This window comes from Marisediminitalea lipolytica, assembly GCF_001758465.1.
Taxonomy (GTDB): Bacteria; Pseudomonadota; Gammaproteobacteria; order Enterobacterales; family Alteromonadaceae; genus Alteromonas; species Alteromonas lipolytica.
Map to the genome: position 1 here is coordinate 778,617 of NZ_MJIC01000010.1, position 17,873 is coordinate 796,489.

The window sequence follows — 17,873 nt, forward strand, 5'->3', positions numbered from 1 at the left end:
AATATTGTATACCGAATCTTCACAGCCCCGTTTGGTAATCCGCAAGGTCACTACCATACGGGGCTTTACTATATGGCGTTAAAACACTTCATGTACGAACTGATCCAAAAAATACTGCTTAATTGCGAACCCGAAAAAAGCCACGATTTTAGTATAAAGTGGTTGCACCGCACCCAGCGGACTCCGCTTAGCGCACTTTACAGTGAAAAGACACCGGATAAACCGGTGACTGTGGCTGGTGTTACCTTTCGCAATCCGGTTGGTTTAGCGGCTGGTCTGGATAAAAACGGTGAGTGTATCGACGCCTTTGCCGCCATGGGATTTGGTTTTATTGAAGTGGGCACGGTAACCCCTCGTCCGCAGCCGGGTAACCCCAAACCACGGTTATTCCGTCTGCCAGAGAAAAACGCCATCATTAACCGCATGGGCTTTAATAATAAAGGTGTGGATTATCTGGTAGAGCAGGTAAAAGCCAGCCGTTATGACGGTGCCCTGGGCATTAATATTGGTAAAAACAAAGACACCGAAGAAGCCAATGCGCTGGATGATTACCTGAAGTGTCTGAATAAAGTATATGAGCATGCCAGCTACGTAACCATTAATATTTCATCACCAAACACGCCGGGCTTACGCAACTTACAATACGGCGCAGCCCTTGAAGCTCTGCTGAGCGGGCTCAAAGAAGCGCAGGCGACGCTGGCTCAGGTACATGGTAAATACGTCCCGCTGTTTATTAAAATTGCGCCGGATTTAACCCCGGAAGAAGTTAACGGTATTGCCGAGTCGTTGATCAAATGCGAAATGGACGGCGTGATTGCAACCAACACAACGCTGGATCGCGCCGCAGTAGAAGGATTACCCCATGCTGGCGAGGCCGGCGGTTTGAGCGGTGAAGTACTGGTAAATCAAAGCCAGCTTATTACCGAGCAACTCTATGCTGCACTGGGTGATAAACTCCCTATTATCGGTGTTGGTGGCATCCATGATGTAGCCAGTGCAAAAGCCAGAATGAATGCCGGTGCGCAATTGATTCAGGTGTATTCCTCGTTTATCTATCAGGGGCCAGCGTTAGTAAAACGCCTGGTGGAAGGCCTGTAATGTCTGTAACACCATCACAGCTCGGCTTTTTAGTCACCACCAGTCGTGGTCTTGACGAGTTATTAAAACAAGAACTGACAGAACTTTGCCCGGATACTGAGCTGGCAATTGCCCGCGGCGGCGTACGGGTCAATGGCGATCTGACTGCCGCCTATAAAGTGTGCTTATGGTCACGGCTGGCTAACCGCGTTATCTGGATACTCAATGAGGGTAAAGCGGCTAACGCAGAAGAACTGTACGAATCAGCCCGGGATGTGGACTGGTCAATGCATTTTGCAGTGGCTAACACATTTTCGGTGCAGTTTAATGGCAGTAGCCAGGCCATCAATAACACCCAGTTTGGCGCGCTTAAAATTAAAGATGCCATTGTTGACCATTTTTACGACGAAGCGCAGTCACGCCCCAATGTAGACCGTGACTTTCCGGATATGGTGATCAGTGGCCGTCTGCATCGCGATAAAATTTTACTCGGCATTGAGTTATCCGGTGGTAGCCTGCACCAGCGTGCTTACCGTCAGGACACCGGTCTGGCACCGCTTAAAGAACATGTTGCGGCGGCTATGCTGATGCGCAGTGGTTGGGTTAACGATATGACCAAACCACTGGTCGACCCTATGTGCGGTTCCGGCACCCTGGCTATCGAAGCGGCCCTGATGGCAATGCACCGCGCGCCGGGACTTGGCCGCAAACGCTGGGGCTTCAGCAAATGGCTGGGCCACCGTGAGAGCATGTGGCAGGAGATTATAGACGACGCAAAAGCCAGCCAAATTTCGCCCGATGCACGCTTATTTGCCAGTGATATCGATCGTAAACTGGTGGCGATTGCCAAGCAAAATGCCAATGAAGCGGGTGTGTTTGAACTGATTGAATTTAACGTATCGGACGCCACCAAATTAACGCCGCCGCAGGCGGTAAAAGAGGCCGGTTATCTTGTCTGTAATCCGCCTTATGGTGAGCGCCTGGGTGAACTCACCGAGCTTATCCCGCTCTTTGCTGGCTGGGGCGAGCAGTTAAAGCAGCACTGGCAGGACTGGCATGTATCGTTACTCAGCAGTAATCGTGAGTTACTCCGTTTGTTAAAGTTACGGGGTAACAAAGAATACAGCCTGATGAACGGTAAACTTGAGTGTAAGCTGGTCAATTACGTGCTGGATGCCAATAACTGCCAGCAGTTTGGCGACAGCTGTGATAACGATTTTGCCAACCGCCTGAAGAAAAACCTTAAAAAGCTCAAACCCTGGTTAAAGCAACAGGATACTAACTGCTATCGGATTTATGATGCAGATTTGCCTGAATATAACGTGGCCATTGATGTTTACGATGACTGCCTGGTAGTGCAGGAATATGCGCCGCCAAAAACCATCGATGCCGAAAAAGCCCGCCGACGTTTACAGGAAGTCCTGTTGTATTTACCGGCGGTAACAGGCGTACCGGCTAAACAAATTATGCTTAAGGTACGTGAGCAGAAAAAAGGTAAACAGCAGTACGAAAAAATCAATACCGCAGGAAATCGTAAAGTCGTGTGGGAAAACGGTGCCAAGCTGTACGTTAACCTGACCGATTACCTGGATACCGGGCTGTTTCTTGATCACCGCACCACAAGGCAGAAAGTCCGCCAGATGGCGAAAAGCAAGGATGTACTGAATTTGTTTTCGTACACCGGCAGTGTGTCTGTTGCAGCGGCCCTCGGTGGCGCGCGTTCAGTAACCACCGTGGATATGTCCAATACCTACATAAACTGGGCGCGGGATAACTTTAAGCTTAATAAGCTCTCGGGCGCTTATCATTTTGTGCAGGCCGACTGTTTGCAGTGGCTGGTTGGCCATAATGGCAAATATGACCTGATCTTTATAGACCCGCCGTCGTTTTCCAATTCAAAGCGTATGGATACTACCTGGGATGTACAACGGGACCACGTGATGTTGCTAACGCAGGCAAAACGTTGTTTAAGCCCCGGTGGCACTATTGTGTTTTCGAATAACCGTCGCGGTTTTAAACTGGATAACGACGCTATGGCAGCGCTGGGCTTAACGCCGGAGAATATTTCGGCGCAAACTATCCCGCAGGATTTTGCCCGGCATAGCAATATCCACCAATGCTGGTTATTAAAATCCTGATGAATATCGCTTTTTTTACCGGCCCTAACTGCTGTTTATGCGATGATGCTGAGGCAATTTTGCGCCAGAGCAGTCATTATTCGCAGTTAACTGTTAATAAATATAATATTCGCGACAATACCGACCATTATCATCTGTACGCTGTGCGTATCCCGGTATTAAAACGTGAAGATAACGGCACCGAACTGGGCTGGCCGTTTACGCTCGATGAACTGGAGCTGTTTCTGAAGTGAGTGTGTTACAACTTAAAAATATTTCTGTGTTATTTGGTACACCGCCATTACTCGACGGTGTCGAACTGGTGGTCCAACCCGGCGAACGCGTGTGTATCGTGGGACGCAACGGCAGTGGTAAATCCACGCTGATGAAAGTGATCAGTGGCGATGTGGTGCCCGATGATGGCCAGCGGATTGTAGAACGCGATACTATTATCGCGCGCCTTGAGCAGGACCCGCCGCAAACCACCAACATTGCGCTGTTTGATTATGTAGCCGAAGGCCTTGCCGAAGTCGGCGATATCCTTAAAGGGTATTTCAAACAGATCCAACTGGTAGCTGAAGACCCCAGCGAGCAGAACCTGAATAAGCTGCAAACGCTACAGGAGCAACTGGAAACCCAAAACGCCTGGCAGTTTGAACAAAAAATCGAACAGACGCTCACCATGTTGCAATTAGATGGCAGTGCCTCACTGGCGTCGCTCTCTGGTGGCTGGCGGCGTAAAGCAGCATTAGCACGTTCACTGGTGCGATCACCCGACATTTTATTGCTCGATGAGCCAACCAACCACCTGGATGTACAAATGATCCGCTGGCTGGAACAAAGTCTTCAGCAGTATCAGGGCGCAATTGTGTTCATCAGCCACGACCGGGCATTTATCCGCGCCATGGCTACCCGTATTGTCGATTTAGACCGTGGCCAGCTGACCAGCTATCCGGGGAATTACCAAACGTATCTCGAGAAAAAAGAGCACGATTTGGAAGTACAAGCCAGTCAGCAGGCCGAATTTGATAAAAAGCTGGCTCAGGAAGAGGTCTGGATCCGCCAGGGTATTAAGGCACGCCGAACCCGCAATGAGGGCAGGGTACGCGCCCTTAAAAAGCTACGGGAAGAACGAGCAGCCCGCCGCGAATTATCCGGCAATGCCGCCATGGCACAGCACACTGCCGCACGTTCGGGCAAACTGGTGTTTGAAACCCAGGGCCTGAGTTACCAGATTGAAGGCAAAACCATCGTTGACGGGCTCGATCTTACTGTATTACGCGGCGATAAACTGGCGTTGATAGGCCCTAATGGCTGCGGTAAAAGTACCCTGATTAAATTGTTGTTAGGTGAACTGACGCCAACCGCAGGCAGTAGTCGCCAGGGCGCTAACCTGGAAGTAGCCTATTTCGACCAGCACCGTATGGGGCTGGATTTAGAGAAAAGCGTTATCGATGTGGTAGCCGACGGAAAACGGGATCTTATGGTCAATGGTCATCCCCGTCACGTAATGAGCTACCTGCAGGATTATCTGTTTACCCCGGAGCGGGTAAATGCGCCGGTGAAATCTTTGTCTGGTGGCGAGAAAAACCGCCTGATGATTGCCCGCTTAATGCTAAAACCCAGCAACGTGCTGATCCTCGATGAGCCCACCAACGATTTGGATGTGGAAACCCTCGAAATGCTAGAAACCCTGCTGATTAACTATACCGGCACGGTAATTCTGGTGAGTCACGATCGCGAATTCGTAGACAATGTGGTGAATTCCAGCTTGTTATTTACCGAGAACGGCAAAATTGAAGAATTTGTTGGTGGGTATTCTGATATCCAGAGTTGGTATGCCGGGCAGGGCAAATCGATTTATATTTCTGCGCCGGCTAAAGCAACAAAAAATGAAACTAAATCAGAAAAAGTCAGTCCCACTGCAAAGACTTCTCCCCGTAAGGCGAAAAAGTTATCATACAAAGATCAGCGGGAACTCGACAATTTACCAGCCTTAATTGAAAAGCTGGAACAACAGGTCGAAGAACAGCAATCGGTCGTTAACAGCCCTGAATTTTTTAAACAGGACAGCGAACAAACGACGGCCGTATTGAATGCATTAGCAAAAATCGAAGAAGAATTAACCCAGGCTTATGCGCGCTGGGACGAACTAGAAAGTATGCTGGAAGACTAACAGCTACAAACAGGATTTTGAATGAAACTAAAACAGCTTGCATCAGCAGTAATCCTTGCAACCTCAGGCGTTGCGATAGCGCCATTAGCGACTGCGGCCACTTACGATTTATCTTTGGTACCTGTACAGGACAAGGTGTTTCTGAACTTTGCCCAGTCAATCGACAATACCGGTACCATGGTGGTTACCGCTCAGGGTGGTTATAATCCGCCGATTGACCTGTCGTTACTCGATTTTGAAGATGAAACTTTTATCGCTCGCTTTGCCGATCCCGAAGCCGTGGAGCAGGGGATTTTTAGTAGCGCTGACTATCAGGAACTTTATGCCTACATTGTTAACGCTAGAGGCGCTGGCAATACCACCTTTCAGCCTATCGCGAGCTATCGGAGTTATAAAAGTGATACGGTAACAGCAGATCTTATCCCTGGCTTCGATGCCTTTAACGATGCCATAAACGACTATTGGCGTCAGAACTATACCTCGGTATATGACTCCGTTGGTGGTGATTATTTTGTGGGTATTGCCAATGCACCATTTTTTACGGTTGATTACACCAACGATGATGGCGACGAATTTACCTATATCATCAACAATGCCCAGACTCAGGGTTTCGTAGAAGTTAACGGCAACGCAACCCCACTACCGTCAGCCTTAGCGGACGCTCCCATTCCGGGCTACAGCGAACCCTTTGCCATTAACCAGTCTCTGCAGGTAGTAGGTTGGGCAAGCGTAGATGTGACGGATGATTTTCAGGAAGACATTGACGCGTGTCTTGATGATGAAACCCGCGGTTCACAGCCGTTTGATGTTTGTTTGTATAATTTAAGCCTTAACGTGACCACCGGGACTTATCGTCGTGCGGCGATCTGGCAACTGGATGCGCAGGGTAACGTGCTGTCGACAACGCCTTACGGTATGGCTTTTGAACCCGACGAGGATGAATACGTTACCGGCTATGTTAGCTCGGCCCGTGATATCAATGATAACGGTATTGCCGTGGGTTATGCGCACAACGGTGAGTTTGTGCTGTATACACTGCCAAGCGCACAACCACGTCGATTCACTTTTCCGCAGGAAGTTGCGACTACCTTTGTTGATGGCGTCGTCACTGAGATTTTACCCCGTGAAGACAGTTTGAGTAGTTATGCCCAGGGCATTAATAATGATAACTGGGTAATGGGCACAGTGCTTGAGGAAAATAACGGTTTTGCTCGTCAGCATTTATTTGTACATAACCTGGATAGTGGTGAGTCTATCTTCCCACAAGGCTTTTTCCAGACGGCAGGGGTAAGACCCAGAGCCATTAATAATAATGGTATCGTGGTCGGTGAAGGTGAATATGAGTCAGACGTGCAGTACGATCGCCAGGTACGTGCCTTTATGTACGATATTAACGTGGGCGACTTTATAGACCTGAATACGCTGTTGTCCTGTGAGCAGCGTGAACAGTACCGTTTAGTTAGCGCTGCGGATATCAACGATGACAATGAAATCATCGCTAACGCCCTGTATCTTGATACTCAGCGTTATATCGATGGTGAGGAAGTTCTGACTACTGCAGGTGACACTATTGATGCTAATCGCATTGTGGCCGTAAAACTTACGCCCAATGGCACTGGTTCAGTTGAGCAGTGTGATGCGGCGGAAGAACAAAACTATGAGCGTAAAGGGGCGACCGGCACCCTCTATGGATTACTTACTTTAGGTTTATTTGCGTTCCTGCGCAGACTCAGTTTCAGGTAATCCGTCACTATTGAGTTTGTTGATAAACCCGGTTTTTGCCGGGTTTTCTTTTATGGGTCTGTTTATCAGACAAAAAGCGATAAAAAGTGTCCTATACTAAAGGTTAAAAGCAAAAAACTTCCCTCAATTTCATCCACTAAATTGTTGTTCTTTCGGTTGAAATATTGCGTTTTAAGTGGTTTAAATTTGACCTGTACCAACTTGCACAGGTTTTTAGATCGATTACTTTTAACCGCCGACACAATTATGAAAAAAAAGTGTAACATAAAATGCCACGTAATTTCATAAAGTTACGATTTGTCAAGTGCTTAAAAAAATAAACACTCTTGAACCAAAACTGGCCTTGCACTATCTAATAGGTGTGTTCAGAAAAAGCCACACCGCCGCAAATTATGTATAGGGATGATGGCCGCTTCTGTTTCACAGTTAACCCAACGAAAGAGGCTATTCAATGAAAAGACAAAAAAGAGATAAACTGACTCGTGCTCATGCTAAAGGTTATCAGGCAGGGATTAGCGGTCGCTCTAAAGAAATATGTCCGTTTCAAACGAACGACGCACGTTCAGAATGGTTAGGCGGGTACAGAGAGGCCATGGAAGATCGCCAATTAGGAGTGGTGGTCCGTTAACATCTCTTGATGTCAAAGCCCCGAACGGGGCTTTTTTAATGACTTTTAAAAAGCACTGGTATCCTGGAATAAACCGACTTTCAGGTCTTTCGCAGAATAAATTTCACGGCCATCAACTTCGACCACACCATCGGCCAGACCCATAAACAAACGACGCTTCACAACGCGCTTCATATTAATTTTATAAGTCACTTTTTTCGCCGTAGGCAAAATCTGGCCAGTAAATTTAACTTCACCAACCCCCAATGCACGACCTTTACCCGGACCACCGCTCCAGCCCAGGAAGAAGCCAACTAATTGCCACATGGCATCTAAGCCAAGGCAGCCAGGCATTACCGGATCGCCCGGGAAGTGGCAATCAAAAAACCATAAATCAGGGGTGATATCTAATTCAGCTACAATCTGGCCTTTGCCATATTCACCACCTTCCTCAGAAATCAGGCTGATGCGATCCATCATCAGCATATTAGGCGCCGGAAGCTGGCTGTTACCAGGACCAAACATATCACCGCGACTACAGGCTAACAGGTCTTCTCTGTTAAAACTGGATTGTTTTGTTGTCATTTTATTCCCATCGATTATTTTTAACGTGCGTAATTTAGCGAACACTTGTAAGCTAAACAACTCTGAACAGTAATTTTTTTACCTGAAAGGGTCGTTAGTAGTATATTCTAGGCTAAGATTAGCCGGTCACTGGTTGCTTTCAAGCGCAATATTATCGATTTATGATTTCATTTCGTTGACCGAATCGAACGCATTTTTATTAAAAATCATCACATTGAATACTATGCCCGAATCTAAAAAGAACCCCAGAGCCAATGCCGACAAACAAAAACGCTTCAGAGAACGTCAAAAAGCGGCAGGAAAAAAGCAGGTAAGGGGCTATGTAACGCCGGAAGCATTGAATTGCTACGAAGAAATCCAACAAAAAACCGGTTGGAGTGACAGTGAAGTGCTGTCGAATTCGTTGCGCCTGATGTATGCCGCTTATCGCTGCGGTCAGGTAAAACTGTTAAATGAATGGCTGAAAGATCACAACCGGTAGGGCCATGGTTTAGCCCCACAGGTTGCGAAACGCTCCCGTCGGATCATACATTTGCGCTTGTTTTTCAATATTAAAATGGCGCAGTCCGCGTGGGTCGCTGCCCACGCCTGCCAGATACTGCCAGTTGCCCCAGTTAGCCCCAACATCATAATCAATCAGCTGTTGTTCAAAATACGCCGCACCGTAGCGCCAGTCCTGACCCAGTTCGTTAACCAGATAACTGGCCGCCCATTGTCTGGCCCGATTAGACATGTAGCCGGTGGCGTTCAGCTGGTGCATACAAGCATTAATGTAATCGTTGTCGGTCGTACCTGACTGCCAGCTGGCCAGGGTATCTTTTATCAGGCTTTTATCAGGCTGCTTGCGCTGGATACCGCCGGATAAAAACCAATGGTGCCCATGTTTGATTTGTAACCACCAGAAAAACTCTCGCCACAATAATTCAAAATACAACCAGTAGGTGGACTCGTTTGCGCCGTGCTGAGCTTCATAACGCTTGAGTTCAGCAAAAATACGTCGGGCAGACAGCGCGCCATTAGCCAGCCAGGCGGAAAATTTACTGGAATAATCCCAACCTTCCAGGCCGTTGCGGGTTTCTTTGTAGCGACTGATCAAATGGTTTTCAAAAAAATAGTATTTAAGCTGTTTTTGTCCGGCTTTCTCTCCGCCCTGATAATTAGTTGAGTTGCCATGATACAAGGGTAAAGCAGACCAGTCTGTTTGCAGGGCGACCGGTGGCGGTGGCAATAGCGCTACCGGCGCACAGGGTTGCGCTGGTGTAGCGTGTTTTTCCACTTTATGACGAAAAGGACTGAACTTATCCGGCATGTCATCCACACTGAATGGCAAAGAGCCGGGCGTAAAAAGACTGTTGTTGTGGCCGGTAAGTACCGGTAGTTGTAGATGCTGTTGACGCAGAGCCGATAGCTGGCAACGTTCGTCAAAGCCAGGATAATCTGCCACGCCCAGGACATCGACCTGATAGGCCCGGATAAGCTGGTCAATTTCGGTAACCGGATCGCCGGTAACGATTAATAAGGTTTGATGGTGGCGATCCAGCTGCTGATTTAAGGCTTGCAGGGACTCATATAAAAACTGCTGACGATGATGGCCCATTCGGGCTGTGCTTAAAGTGGTCGGCTTAAACCAGTCGTTATCAATACAAAAAACCAGCAACAGTTTGTCGCATCTGGTGGCCAGATTGCCAAGAACGGGCTGGTCATCCAAACGCAAATCGTGGCGAAACCAGTAAAGACCTGTAGATGATGATGTTTTCATAGCGATGAGTACGATATCCTTATCATTATGGATTTAAGCATAGTTAACAATTTTTAAAATACCCAGCCGCTAACCCGATTGGCCTGAAATAGTGAATATTTCCCTGTATTGAGGCGATCGTTTTTACTCTGCCAACGTACTAAGCAAAGCACATTTATAATAACGATTAAAAAAGGAACGCCTTTGTGAGTCAGCCTGTCAGTATTGTATGGTTTCGCCAGGATTTACGCGTCATTGATAATCCGGCACTCTTTGCCGCAGTAGAGCATGGCACCATCGTGCCGGTTTATATATTTGATTCCGAAATAGCAGAGGAAGAACAGCCAGGCGGCGCGTCCAACTGGTGGCTTCACCATTCGCTTGAATCTCTTAATAAACGATTAAACGGGCACCTGCAGTGTTTTAGTGGTGATCCGCAAACCATACTTTGTGACCTTGTCAGTAAATTTTCCGCCAACGCGGTTTTCTGGAATCGCTGTTATGAACCGACAGTGATTGAACGGGATAAAAAGATAAAACAAGCGCTGCGTGACAGCGGATGTTTGGTGAGCAGTTTTAATGGCTCACTGCTATGGGAACCCATGAGTATTCGCAAGCAGGATGGTGGCGTATACCGGGTGTTTACGCCGTATTATCGCAAGGGCTGTCTGCAAGCTTCTGCGCCGCGCTATCCATCACCAGCGCCCACCAGGATTACTTACGCTGATGTTTCTCGTGAGGGGCACACCATTCAGGATGCCGGTTTACTGCCTGATATAGACTGGGACAGTGCGTTTTACGATCACTGGAAACCCGGTGAAGAAGGGGCAGCTGATAAGCTGAGTGACTTTATCCGGCATGCGGCCAGAGGTTATCAGGAAGAACGTAATATCCCTTCTGTACGAGGGACTTCCAGACTCTCTCCGCATCTGCATTTTGGTGAAATCTCACCCAACCAGGCTTGGTATGCACTGCTGAATGCTTTCGACGACCAGGGTAACAGTGATTTGGATTGCTTTTTAAGCGAGCTGGGCTGGCGGGAATTCAGCTACTACCTGTTATTTCATTTTCCGACTATCACTGAGCAGAACTTTAACTATCAGTTCGACAAGTTTAAATGGCTTAACAGGCAAGACGATTTTATTGCCTGGTCCAAAGGACAAACCGGCATACCCATCGTTGATGCAGGTATGCGCGAACTCTGGCAAACCGGTTATATGCATAACCGGGTCAGGATGATTGTTGGTTCTTTCTTAGTTAAAAATCTGCTGATCGACTGGCGTAAAGGCGAGCGCTGGTTCTGGGATTGCCTGGTCGATGCTGACCGTGCCAGTAATGCTGCCAGCTGGCAGTGGGTGGCAGGTTCCGGGGCAGATGCCGCACCGTATTTTCGGATTTTTAATCCGGTATTGCAGGGCGAAAAGTTTGATAAGCAGGGCGCTTATGTCAAAACCTATTGTCCGGAGCTAAAACATATCCCCGACAAGTACCTTCACAAACCCTGGGAAGCGCCTAAAGAAGTGTTAAATAAAGCGGGAATTACGCTGGGCAAGGATTATCCGAAACCCATTGCAGACCTTAAGCAAACGCGCCAGCGGGCGTTGGATGCTTACGCGGATACCAAGGAAAACTAATGGCCGGTGTATTGCGATTAATTCTTGGCGATCAACTGTCAATGGACATTGCCAGTCTGCACAACTGTAATAAGTCTGAAGACCGGGTGTTACTGGCAGAAGTGAAAGAAGAAGCCACTTATGTAAAACACCATAAGAAAAAAATTGTGCTGCTGTTTTCTGCCATGCGCCATTTTGCCAGCAGCCTGAAAGACAGCGGCTATCAGGTGATTTATCGCCACTATGATGATGACGACAATCAGGGGTCATTACTGGCAGAAGTAAAAAAAGCCTGTACTGAACACCAGTTTGACAAAGTGGTAGTGACCCATCCGGGTGAATACCGTCTGCTAAAAAGCATGCAGCAATGGCAGCATCAACTCGGTGTGCCGGTAGAAATAGCCGACGATGACCGCTTTATCGCTACCATCACACAATTTAAGGAGTGGGTAGAGGGGCGTAAGCAATGGCGTATGGAATATTTTTATCGTGAAATGCGTAAGTTTACCGGTTTGTTAATGGAGGGAGATAAACCTGTTGGCGGTAAATGGAATTACGATCAGGATAATCGCAAATCACTCCCCGCCGACGTCAGTCCGCCTAAACCTTATACCGTGGCTCCGGATGATATTACGCAGGCGGTTATCGGGCTAGTCGAATCGAATTTTGCCGACCATATGGGTGATGCGAAGGATTTTAATTATGCAGTCACCCGAGCGCAGGCACTTGACGTGCTGGCACAGTTTATAAACGAGCGCTTGCCCGATTTTGGTGATTACCAGGATGCCATGCGGGAAGGCAATGTGTGGCTGTTTCATTCCCATCTTTCCTTTTATCTTAATTGTGGTTTATTACTTCCCATGGAAGTAATGCGAGCTGCTGAACAGGCGTATTTTGACGGTGATGCGCCGTTAAACGCCGTGGAAGGATTTATTCGTCAAATCCTCGGCTGGCGCGAGTATGTCCGGGGCTTTTACTGGCATTGCATGCCACAGTTACAACACGATAATTACTTTAATCATCAACGTAAATTGCCGGTGTTTTACTGGACCGGACATACCAATATGAACTGTATGCGCCAGTGTATTGGTGATACTAAGCGCCACGCCTATGCTCACCATATTCAGCGCCTGATGGTTATTGGCAATTTCAGCCTGCTTGCCGGCTTATCAGTAGAAGAGGTTAATGCCTGGTATCTGCTGGTGTATGCCGATGCGTATGAATGGGTGGAAATGCCCAATGTCAGCGGCATGATTTTATATGCCGACGGCGGCAATCTGGCCAGTAAACCCTATGTAGCAAGCGGCCAGTACATTAACCGCATGTCTGACTACTGTAAAAACTGCGGCTACGCCGTGAGCAAAAAAACCGGCCCTAAGGCGTGTCCGTTTAACTATCTGTACTGGGATTTTCTGATTAAGCATCGCCAGCAACTCGGCAACAATCCTCGCATGGGGCTTATATACAAGAGTCTGGACAGAATGTCCCAGGAAACCGTGGATGCCATGCAGCAACAGGCCAACGAATTGCTTTTGACAATTGATAATGCGTAAATCTGACTTGCCAAGCAAAATTTGTCCTGTTTGTCAGCGCCCCTTTAGCTGGCGCAAAAAGTGGGAAAAGAACTGGAGCGAGGTAAAATACTGCTCAAAACGCTGTAGTAGTGCCCGTTCCCGACAGAACGCAGTAATTTAACGGTGATGTCGTTAAACTGTCATTACTTTGCTGTGTTATCTTTTGCTACTATAATTTAGCGACGCTAATTACAGCAGTGCCTGAACAGAAGCGAATGATTTGAAAACGTATCCTTGTCAGTGTGGTAACACCTTATACTTTGCCAATAGCCTGTGCCTTAAATGTCAGCGCCCGGTCGGCTTTTTGTCTGATGCTCAGGTTCTTTCGTCCTGCGACATTGATGAACAGGGCCGCTGGATAGCAAACGTTAATGGCAACGCTTACCGCCCGTGTAGTAACTACACAGATAACAATATTTGTAACTGGCTGAACCCGGTGGACAGCAGCGAAGGCCTGTGTCCGTCATGCCAGCTAACCGATACGATCCCGGATTTGTCCAAGCCGGACAATCTCAAGCTGTGGTTTAACATGGAGCAGGCTAAACGGCATTTACTTTACACCCTGTACAAACTGGGTCTGCCGGTGATTGGTAAACGCCAGACGCCCCATGGAATGTCATTCCGTTTTCTGGAAGACGAGGTGGAAGAAGACCTGTACAACCACGAGCTTACCGTACAGAACACAGTGTTAACCGGCCACAGCAACGGGGTGATTACCATTAACCTCAAAGAGGCCGAAGAGTCCAAACGTATGGCCATGCGTGAACTGATGAACGAGCGCTACCGTACATTGATTGGCCACTTCCGCCATGAATCAGGCCACTATTACTGGGATGTACTGGTAAAAGACAGCACGCACCTGAACGCGTTCAGGGCACTGTTTGGCGATGAACGCCAGGATTACAAGCAAAGTCTGGAACGCTACTATGCTGAAGGGCCGGACCTTCAGTGGCAGCAGAACTGCATCAGTGCCTACGCCAGTATGCACCCCTGGGAAGACTGGGCTGAAACCTGGGCTCATTACCTGCACATGGTGGATACACTGGAAACGGCCAACGAATATGACACCAGCCTTGAGAACCGGTTGTTAACCAATCCACTGAGAACCGAACAACCGCATACGGCCAGCTACAACGAAAAAAGCTTCGATACGTTAATTGACGACTGGGACAAACTGACCAACCTGCTTAATGCGCTTAATCGCAGTATGGGGATGGACGATGCTTATCCCTTTGTCATTAACTCACGCACCCGTGAAAAGTTGCACTTTATCCATCTGTTGGTTCGTCAGGTTTAGTTTTTTCCCAATCAAACCGGGGCAATTGTTCAAAGGCCCGGTGCAGGCCATCAGTCCATTGCTTTTTCATCGACTTATACATGGGGCTGTTGAGTGTATAGGTATGATGAAAAGGCTCATTCAGAGAGTCATTCTGATACATGGCCAGTTCGATAGGCGGCCCCACCGAAATATTACTGCGGATCGTTGAGTCCAGAGATACCATAGCACAGCGGGCGGCATCCTCTAATGTGGTGCTCTTCGCAATTATACGGTCGAGAATAGGTTTGCCGTATTTGGTTTCGCCTATTTGCAGATAAGGGGTGTCTTCTGACGCGCTGATAAAATTGCCCTGGGGATAAATATGGAATATCTCCGCTGCCTTACCCTCTATCTGACCACCAACAATAAAATTTGACTCGGCACTGCTATTGGACTTTTCCATAGCGCGCTCATGCAGTGTTTGTTCCTGCTGACTCAGCTTGCCAATATACTGCGCTACTTCGTACAGTTGCTTGCCATGGCGCAAACTGAACTTGGCATCAGGATCTTCTAAATCACGGTTTATGGCATTCATTACCGCTTGCGATGTGGCCAGACTGCCGGAGGTCATCAACACGATAACCCGTTCTCCGGGCCAACAGTAGCGTCGCATCTTGCTATACGTCGCCACATAATCCACCCCGGCATTGGTCCGGGAATCCGAAGCAAACACTAATCCGCGATTGACTTTAACCGCTAAACAATAAGTCACAGGAATCTCTCTGAAAACACACAAAAATCGATAGCGATAGCATGGATGGAATCAGTCTGTTTTTCCAGATCAATTTGTCATCATTTTGTCATTATTTTAATTGCAATTTCATCTAAAAGTCGCTTAGATGGTATTTCTTATACCGAAATAAGCTCTAGGGATTGTAAATGGCCATTAGATGGGGAAATTATCGGGCAGGCGAGTTTTACGATGAGCTCATTCGCGCCGCAAACAAACCGCGCCCTGCCGCAGAAGAAATTTGTAAATACCTGCGAAATCTTTCCGATAAAGAATTAGAAGAATATAAAACAGCAGCAAACACCGCTATTCATGTCATGGGTATTACCTTTACGGTATACACCGAAGAAGAGGGCTCCATAGACAGGGCCTGGCCATTCGACATCATTCCTCGCATTATCGATAAAAAAGAATGGCAACAGATCGAAAAAGGTCTGAAACAGCGCGTTAAAGCGCTCAATATGTTTATTGACGACCTGTACAACGAACAACGTATTCTCGAAGCGGACATTGTGCCTAAAAGTCTGCTTGAAAACTCAAAAAACTTTTTACCTGAGTGTATGGGGATCAAACCTAAGCACGGCGTGTGGGCGCACATTTGCGGTTCAGATTTAGTCCGCGACCACCACGGTACGGTGTATGTACTGGAAGACAACCTGCGGGTGCCATCCGGTGTTTCCTACATGCTGGAAAACCGCCATGTAATGAAGCGGGTTTTCCCGGATATGTTTGAAAAGTATAATATTCTGCCGGTAGATGATTACCCCTCACAACTTTATGACATGTTGAGTCAGTTGTCACCACGGGACATTGAGCAGCCCGAAGTGGTGGTTTTAACCCCCGGTATTTATAACTCCGCGTACTTTGAACATGCCTATCTGGCGCAACAAATGGGTGCCGAACTGGTGGTGGGCAGCGATTTGGTAGTAGGCGATGACGACATTGTTTACATGCGAACCGTCGATGGACTTGCCAGGGTCGATGTTATTTATCGTCGAATTGACGATGCCTTCCTGGATCCGGAAGTCTTTCGCGAGGACTCCATGCTGGGTGTTCCCGGCTTAATGCGAGCCTGGAAAGCCGGTAACGTAGGTCTTGCCAACGCGCCGGGAGCCGGTGTGGCAGACGATAAGGTAGTCTACGCCTTCGTGCCAGAAATTATTAAATTCTATCTTAACGAAGAACCACTTCTCCCTAACGTGCCCACCTACAAATGTGTCAATAAAGATGAGCGTGATTACGTTATCGAAAATATTGATAAAATGGTGGTAAAACCGGCCAACGAATCCGGTGGTTATGGCATGTTAATCGGGCCACACGCGACCAAAGCCGAGCGTGAAAAATTTGTCCGCCTGATTCGTCGAGATCCGCGTAATTACGTGGCTCAGCCCATGTTGTTATTGTCTACCGCGCCAACCATCATTGGTACCAAAGCCGAACCAAGACATCTGGACTTACGTCCGTTTATATTAAGCGGCAGTGATATTTCAGTAACCACGGGGGGTCTGACCCGGGTAGCTATGCGTAAAGGCTCCACAGTGGTTAACTCATCGCAGGGCGGTGGTAGTAAGGATACTTGGATAGTTGACATGGAGGCCGAATAATCATGTTGTCGAGAGTAGCAAATCATATTTACTGGATGGAGCGTTATCTCGAACGCGCCGAAAATACGGCTCGGCTGATTCAGGTCAACACCCACTTGTTATTGGATTTACCCCGCGATGTCACACTGGGGTGGGAGCCGATTATCGACATGCTGTCTTTTCGTGACGTGTTTTACGATTTGTACAAAGAAGCCGATGAAAAAAGCGTTATCAAATTTATGGTGACGGATACCGCTAATCCGGGATCGATCATTAACTGTTTATCAGCCGTGCGGGAAAACGCTCGCATCATTCGTGAGATTATTCCTTCTGAAGCCTGGGAGCTTATTAACAACTTACATATGTCTGCCAAGGCTGATGGGCAGAGCGTACTGACCCGGCGGCACCGGTATAATTGTTTAAATCGGATTATCGTTGCTAATCAAACGATCACCGGCCTGCTTGGTGGCACCATGCTAAGAGGCGAGGGCTATGCCTTTTTACGTCTGGGAAGACACCTTGAACGCACCGATATGACCTCAAGAATAATCGATGTTCGTTCGGCCTCTTTATTGCCTGATTTATCGCCGGAACAATCAGCTTTTGAAAATATTCAGTGGATGGGCGTTTTAAAATCCCTGACGGCTTACCAGATGTATCGCCAGGAAATGCGTATTCGAATTAACCGCGCTGACGTATTGGAATTTTTAATTAAAAATCACCAATTCCCGCGCTCACTGGCCCATGGCTTGACGCAAATTAATAAATGCTTAGCTGAGCTACCTAATTCTGAGCCCATTGCCCGGGAACTCGGTGCGCTATCAGCTGAATTAGGACAACTCGATACCCACGAATTAACCCAGCAACGCTTGCATGAAGTGATAGACGACATTCAGCTTGGTGTAGTGAAAATGCATCAGGCAATTGATAAACAATATTTTTAATATCCATCAATTTTAGGACTGTGTGATTTAGCGCAGTCCTGTCACGCACAAAATAACCTGTAGCAAAA

The 17,873-nt window shown here is 47.7% G+C and carries 16 protein-coding genes; 13 read left to right on the plus strand and 3 right to left on the minus strand.

What is annotated here, in order from left to right; genetic code table 11:
• The first annotated feature begins 90 nt into the window (after positions 1–90).
• The 6 genes from pyrD to rmf all read left to right on the plus strand — a co-directional run bounded on the left by pyrD (position 91) and on the right by rmf (position 7,741).
• Positions 91–1,098: a quinone-dependent dihydroorotate dehydrogenase gene (gene pyrD / locus BFC17_RS08895; protein ID WP_070176295.1), complete on the plus strand. Its 1,008-nt coding sequence runs from the start codon at positions 91–93 to the stop codon at positions 1,096–1,098.
• Positions 1,098–3,215 carry a bifunctional 23S rRNA (guanine(2069)-N(7))-methyltransferase RlmK/23S rRNA (guanine(2445)-N(2))-methyltransferase RlmL gene (rlmKL, locus tag BFC17_RS08900; RefSeq protein ID WP_070176080.1) on the plus strand — a complete coding sequence of 706 codons (2,118 nt, stop codon included), beginning with the start codon at positions 1,098–1,100 and terminating at the stop codon, positions 3,213–3,215. The genes pyrD and rlmKL overlap by 1 nt, the downstream gene beginning before the upstream one ends.
• Positions 3,194–3,448: a glutaredoxin family protein gene (locus BFC17_RS08905; protein WP_373287123.1), complete on the plus strand. Its 255-nt coding sequence runs from the start codon at positions 3,194–3,196 to the stop codon at positions 3,446–3,448. The genes rlmKL and BFC17_RS08905 overlap by 22 nt, the downstream gene beginning before the upstream one ends.
• A complete protein-coding gene (uup, locus tag BFC17_RS08910) occupies positions 3,445–5,370 on the plus strand; it encodes an ATP-binding cassette ATPase Uup (RefSeq protein ID WP_070176081.1) in 1,926 nt (641 codons plus the stop codon). Before BFC17_RS08905 ends, uup begins: the two co-directional genes overlap by 4 nt.
• A 21-nt stretch (positions 5,371–5,391) precedes the next feature.
• Entirely contained in the window at positions 5,392–7,113 is a 1,722-nt protein-coding gene (locus tag BFC17_RS08915) for a DUF3466 family protein (protein ID WP_070176082.1), read from the plus strand.
• A 451-nt stretch (positions 7,114–7,564) separates the two neighbouring features.
• Positions 7,565–7,741, plus strand: coding sequence for a ribosome modulation factor (gene rmf, locus BFC17_RS22240; protein ID WP_083271652.1), 177 nt, complete (start codon positions 7,565–7,567; stop codon positions 7,739–7,741).
• Between the two features lie 45 nt (positions 7,742–7,786).
• On the opposite strand, the gene fabA is transcribed toward rmf, so the two are convergent.
• Entirely contained in the window at positions 7,787–8,305 is a 519-nt protein-coding gene (fabA, locus tag BFC17_RS08920) for a 3-hydroxyacyl-[acyl-carrier-protein] dehydratase FabA (protein ID WP_070176083.1), read from the minus strand.
• Positions 8,306–8,528: 223 nt separating this feature from the next.
• On the opposite strand from fabA, the gene BFC17_RS08925 reads away from it, so the two are divergent.
• Positions 8,529–8,786, plus strand: a complete 258-nt coding sequence (locus tag BFC17_RS08925) for a hypothetical protein (protein ID WP_070176084.1) — start codon at positions 8,529–8,531, stop codon at positions 8,784–8,786.
• 9 nt (positions 8,787–8,795) lie between these two features.
• Here BFC17_RS08925 and BFC17_RS08930 read toward each other — a convergent pair whose 3' ends face one another.
• Positions 8,796–10,064, minus strand: coding sequence for a DASH family cryptochrome (locus tag BFC17_RS08930; RefSeq protein ID WP_070176085.1), 1,269 nt, complete (start codon positions 10,062–10,064; stop codon positions 8,796–8,798).
• Positions 10,065–10,249: 185 nt separating this feature from the next.
• Between BFC17_RS08930 and BFC17_RS08935 the strand changes: the two genes are divergently transcribed.
• The 4 genes from BFC17_RS08935 to BFC17_RS08945 all read left to right on the plus strand — a co-directional run bounded on the left by BFC17_RS08935 (position 10,250) and on the right by BFC17_RS08945 (position 14,527).
• Positions 10,250–11,677: a cryptochrome/photolyase family protein gene (locus tag BFC17_RS08935; RefSeq protein ID WP_070176086.1), complete on the plus strand. Its 1,428-nt coding sequence runs from the start codon at positions 10,250–10,252 to the stop codon at positions 11,675–11,677.
• On the plus strand, positions 11,677–13,209 hold the full coding sequence (locus BFC17_RS08940; RefSeq protein ID WP_070176087.1) for a cryptochrome/photolyase family protein: 1,533 nt from the start codon (positions 11,677–11,679) through the stop codon (positions 13,207–13,209). The genes BFC17_RS08935 and BFC17_RS08940 overlap by 1 nt, the downstream gene beginning before the upstream one ends.
• Complete coding sequence (locus BFC17_RS22245) at positions 13,202–13,351, plus strand: DUF2256 domain-containing protein (protein WP_083271653.1); 150 nt, start codon at positions 13,202–13,204, stop codon at positions 13,349–13,351. The genes BFC17_RS08940 and BFC17_RS22245 overlap by 8 nt, the downstream gene beginning before the upstream one ends.
• A gap of 99 nt (positions 13,352–13,450) precedes the next feature.
• Positions 13,451–14,527, plus strand: coding sequence for a zinc-binding metallopeptidase family protein (locus BFC17_RS08945; protein WP_070176088.1), 1,077 nt, complete (start codon positions 13,451–13,453; stop codon positions 14,525–14,527).
• On the opposite strand, the gene BFC17_RS08950 is transcribed toward BFC17_RS08945, so the two are convergent.
• The gene (locus BFC17_RS08950) at positions 14,499–15,260 is read right to left on the minus strand and encodes a proteasome-type protease (protein WP_070176089.1); all 762 of its coding nucleotides are present in this window, start codon (positions 15,258–15,260) and stop codon (positions 14,499–14,501) included. The genes BFC17_RS08945 and BFC17_RS08950 overlap by 29 nt on opposite strands.
• 167 nt (positions 15,261–15,427) lie before the next feature.
• Between BFC17_RS08950 and BFC17_RS08955 the strand changes: the two genes are divergently transcribed.
• Entirely contained in the window at positions 15,428–16,882 is a 1,455-nt protein-coding gene (locus tag BFC17_RS08955; RefSeq protein ID WP_070176090.1) for a circularly permuted type 2 ATP-grasp protein, read from the plus strand.
• Positions 16,883–16,884: 2 nt separating this feature from the next.
• Entirely contained in the window at positions 16,885–17,805 is a 921-nt protein-coding gene (locus BFC17_RS08960; protein ID WP_070176091.1) for an alpha-E domain-containing protein, read from the plus strand.
• Positions 17,806–17,873: the final 68 nt, after the last annotated feature.

Bases quoted from the DNA above. Each gene is read 5' to 3' on its own strand.
- pyrD (WP_070176295.1), top strand. From the start codon at position 91: ATGTACGAACTGATCCAAAAAATACTGCTTAATTGCGAACCCGAAAAA.
- rlmKL (WP_070176080.1), top strand. From the start codon at position 1,098: ATGTCTGTAACACCATCACAGCTCGGCTTTTTAGTCACCACCAGTCGT.
- BFC17_RS08905 (WP_373287123.1), top strand. From the start codon at position 3,194: ATGCTGGTTATTAAAATCCTGATGAATATCGCTTTTTTTACCGGCCCT.
- BFC17_RS08915 (WP_070176082.1), top strand. From the start codon at position 5,392: ATGAAACTAAAACAGCTTGCATCAGCAGTAATCCTTGCAACCTCAGGC.
- rmf (WP_083271652.1), top strand. From the start codon at position 7,565: ATGAAAAGACAAAAAAGAGATAAACTGACTCGTGCTCATGCTAAAGGT.
- fabA (WP_070176083.1), bottom strand. From the start codon at position 8,305: ATGACAACAAAACAATCCAGTTTTAACAGAGAAGACCTGTTAGCCTGT.
- BFC17_RS08925 (WP_070176084.1), top strand. From the start codon at position 8,529: ATGCCCGAATCTAAAAAGAACCCCAGAGCCAATGCCGACAAACAAAAA.
- BFC17_RS08930 (WP_070176085.1), bottom strand. From the start codon at position 10,064: ATGAAAACATCATCATCTACAGGTCTTTACTGGTTTCGCCACGATTTG.
- BFC17_RS08940 (WP_070176087.1), top strand. From the start codon at position 11,677: ATGGCCGGTGTATTGCGATTAATTCTTGGCGATCAACTGTCAATGGAC.
- BFC17_RS22245 (WP_083271653.1), top strand. From the start codon at position 13,202: ATGCGTAAATCTGACTTGCCAAGCAAAATTTGTCCTGTTTGTCAGCGC.
- BFC17_RS08955 (WP_070176090.1), top strand. From the start codon at position 15,428: ATGGCCATTAGATGGGGAAATTATCGGGCAGGCGAGTTTTACGATGAG.
- BFC17_RS08960 (WP_070176091.1), top strand. From the start codon at position 16,885: ATGTTGTCGAGAGTAGCAAATCATATTTACTGGATGGAGCGTTATCTC.